Raw genomic sequence first — 2,294 nt, forward strand, 5'->3', positions numbered from 1 at the left:
GGGGCTGTATTGAGAAATTCACGCATCGTCACGCGGCCTCCTTCGGATCGAAGGATTGCGCGGCCAGCGCGATACCGCGCAGCAGCTCGGGGGCCAGCGTCGGCTTGAGCATTACGCCCTTGCTCGACGGGTGATACTCGCCGGAGGCATCCACGTACCACACGCGGATGTCGATGTAGGTGTTGCCGCGGTAAGTCTTGAGGTCGACGCGCAGACGCTCGCTCGCATTTTTCACGGCGTCCAGAAAGCGCACCAGATATTCGGTGTCGCTGCTAGAATTGTTGGTGTCGTTCCGGCCTGCCTGGGCTTTGCCTTGGTGGGCTATTTTTTTGGCCGTCATTTATGCGGCCTCCGGCGTCAGGGCGCCGCGGATCTCGCCGACGTTCCAGCGAGTGCTCGATCCGAACTTGCGCGGCGCCGGGATTTGCTTGGCGCGCGCACGGCGGTAGACGGTGGGAACGGAACAACCAAATAGCGCGGCGACGGTGCGCACGTCGATGTGCGCCTCGTCAGGCAGGATGCGGAAATTCGTCAGTGCTTGGGGAAGCATTGCAGACATGTGTCACTCCGTGGAGCGCGGCGCGACACTGCCCGTCTAGTGTTGCGCCGCGCTGATTCAAAATGAGCGGGCAACACGGATTTAATAGCAGGGCAAACCGGAAAAATAGCCGCGCGCCAAGTTGACGTAGGCGATTGGCTGGCTCACGCAGTACAAGGGGCTGGCATGAGCAGGCGAGGGCGAGCCAGCCGCAAGCGGGTGCTCGCGCTCGTATGCGGGTGGCAGGCACCCGAATACGCGGCGCTGGACTATTTTTGAGATGGCTCCTTGTCAGCGTTGAGGAACCATCCGTAGATAGTTTGCTGCGCGCGGTACGGGCTCAGAGTTACGCCAAGCACCCCGGCGTGTTCCAATACCGCGTCTCTCAGCTCGTGGGATGCTTGATGCGGCGATTTCCACGTCCTCGCTCGATAGCGCGCCTTGGCCCATTTTTGGAGCTGCTTATACGGCGCATTGCGTGCCTCCCCACCCTTGGATGAGTTGGTGCGCCGAATCCACGCTATTCCTTGATCGTGTCCATTAAAAAATCCCGAAGCATGGATTGCAGAGCACGCCCTTGCCATGGCGTTGACCGCATCTACAGGTTTGTCGTGGAGTAGATGTCCGATAGCTCGATCCACGTACACAAGCGCGAGCGCTCCCAGCACGTAGACTTGGTTTTCCGGCAGCCCTTTGGGGTAGTCGAGCAACAACTCCTCCTCTGTCGCCGCCTCCATATGCTCAATCAGCAGATCCACAGGATTAACGAGGTCGTCATCGGAAATTGGCTCGCCCTTCGATTCCATGGCGGCCCGATATTTCGATTCAGCTTTTGCGAGCTCCCCGAGCGCATACGCGGCTCCGGCCTCCAGTTGCGCGAACGTAGGGGAGATTGCGACTGATCCAGGCGGGTCGTCTTCCCATTCCATCAGCCCATGGATTTCCGTAAGCAGGTCGTCGATTCCGGTCAAGTCGGAGTATGGCGCCGCGGGGCCATCCTCATCCATGATCCATTCAAATACACTCATTGCTTGCCCTGTAGCAGAGCCCTATTTGAGAGCCGCGCCGACCGGGTAGGGCACCCGGTATTCGCCCCGTCGGGCTAGGCGCGGCAAACCGTTATGCCGTCTGTTTGAACGGCACTACATTCCATTTCTTGCCCGCCTGGCACGTGGTGATGAAGCGGGCCCAAAGCTCGAGCGCGTGACGCCGTTCGTCGTAATACGTGTGCTGGTCGTAGATGCCTTCCACGCCGGCGAGCTTGTGGTTCAAACACATTTCGCTGATGTCGCGCGCAACGCCGAGTTTGCGCATGTGACTTTTCATCGTGCTGCGTAGATCGTGTGGCGTGAAGCGGCGGATTGGCGGCTTGTGGTTGTCGATCCAGAAGTCGATAGCCTCGCGGATCGCATCTTTAGATACGTGCGCGTCACCGTCGAAACGCTCAAAGCGTGTGCGCAGCCGTGCAGGCAACACGTAGCTTGATTGGCCCGCTAGTACGTCGAGTTGTCGGAGCCAGTCGACCACTGCGGGCGCTAACGGAATGTCCATCTCGGGGCCCGTCTTACTCTTTGGAATGTGCCAGCGCGCCTCATCGAGATAAACGTGTTCGCGCAGCGCCGTAAACAATTCAGAGGCGCGCACGCCGGTCGCGAGGAGCACGCGCACAGACAGCAGGTTCTCGGGGTTCATCTTTGCGTTCATCAGCGTCCCGATTTCCTCATCGGTCAGCATCAGTCGTTTCTTGACTTCGGGG

The 2,294-nt window shown here is 59.5% G+C and carries 4 protein-coding genes; all 4 read right to left on the reverse strand.

All coding sequences use genetic code 11. From position 1 onward, the window contains the following. Nucleotides 1-28 precede the first annotated feature (28 nt). Entirely contained in the window at nt 29-340 is a 312-nt protein-coding gene (locus AC57B1_RS13830; protein ID WP_496417761.1) for a transcriptional coactivator p15/PC4 family protein, read from the reverse strand. After that, nucleotides 341-559, reverse strand: a complete 219-nt coding sequence (locus tag AC57B1_RS13835; RefSeq protein WP_496417762.1) for a helix-turn-helix transcriptional regulator — start codon at nt 557-559, stop codon at nt 341-343. Between the two features lie 248 nt (nt 560-807). Further along, a complete protein-coding gene (locus AC57B1_RS13840; protein ID WP_496417763.1) occupies nt 808-1,566 on the reverse strand; it encodes a hypothetical protein in 759 nt (252 codons plus the stop codon). Nucleotides 1,567-1,657: 91 nt separating this feature from the next. Beyond that, the coding region (locus AC57B1_RS13845) for a site-specific integrase (protein WP_496417764.1) at nt 1,658-2,294 on the reverse strand (637 nt) is incomplete at its 5' end.

Source organism: Paraburkholderia sp. BGA-UO-ETr-F21 (assembly GCF_059567925.1).

Bases quoted from the DNA above. Each gene is read 5' to 3' on its own strand.
- AC57B1_RS13830 (WP_496417761.1), bottom strand. From the start codon at position 340: ATGACGGCCAAAAAAATAGCCCACCAAGGCAAAGCCCAGGCAGGCCGG.
- AC57B1_RS13835 (WP_496417762.1), bottom strand. From the start codon at position 559: ATGTCTGCAATGCTTCCCCAAGCACTGACGAATTTCCGCATCCTGCCT.
- AC57B1_RS13840 (WP_496417763.1), bottom strand. From the start codon at position 1,566: ATGAGTGTATTTGAATGGATCATGGATGAGGATGGCCCCGCGGCGCCA.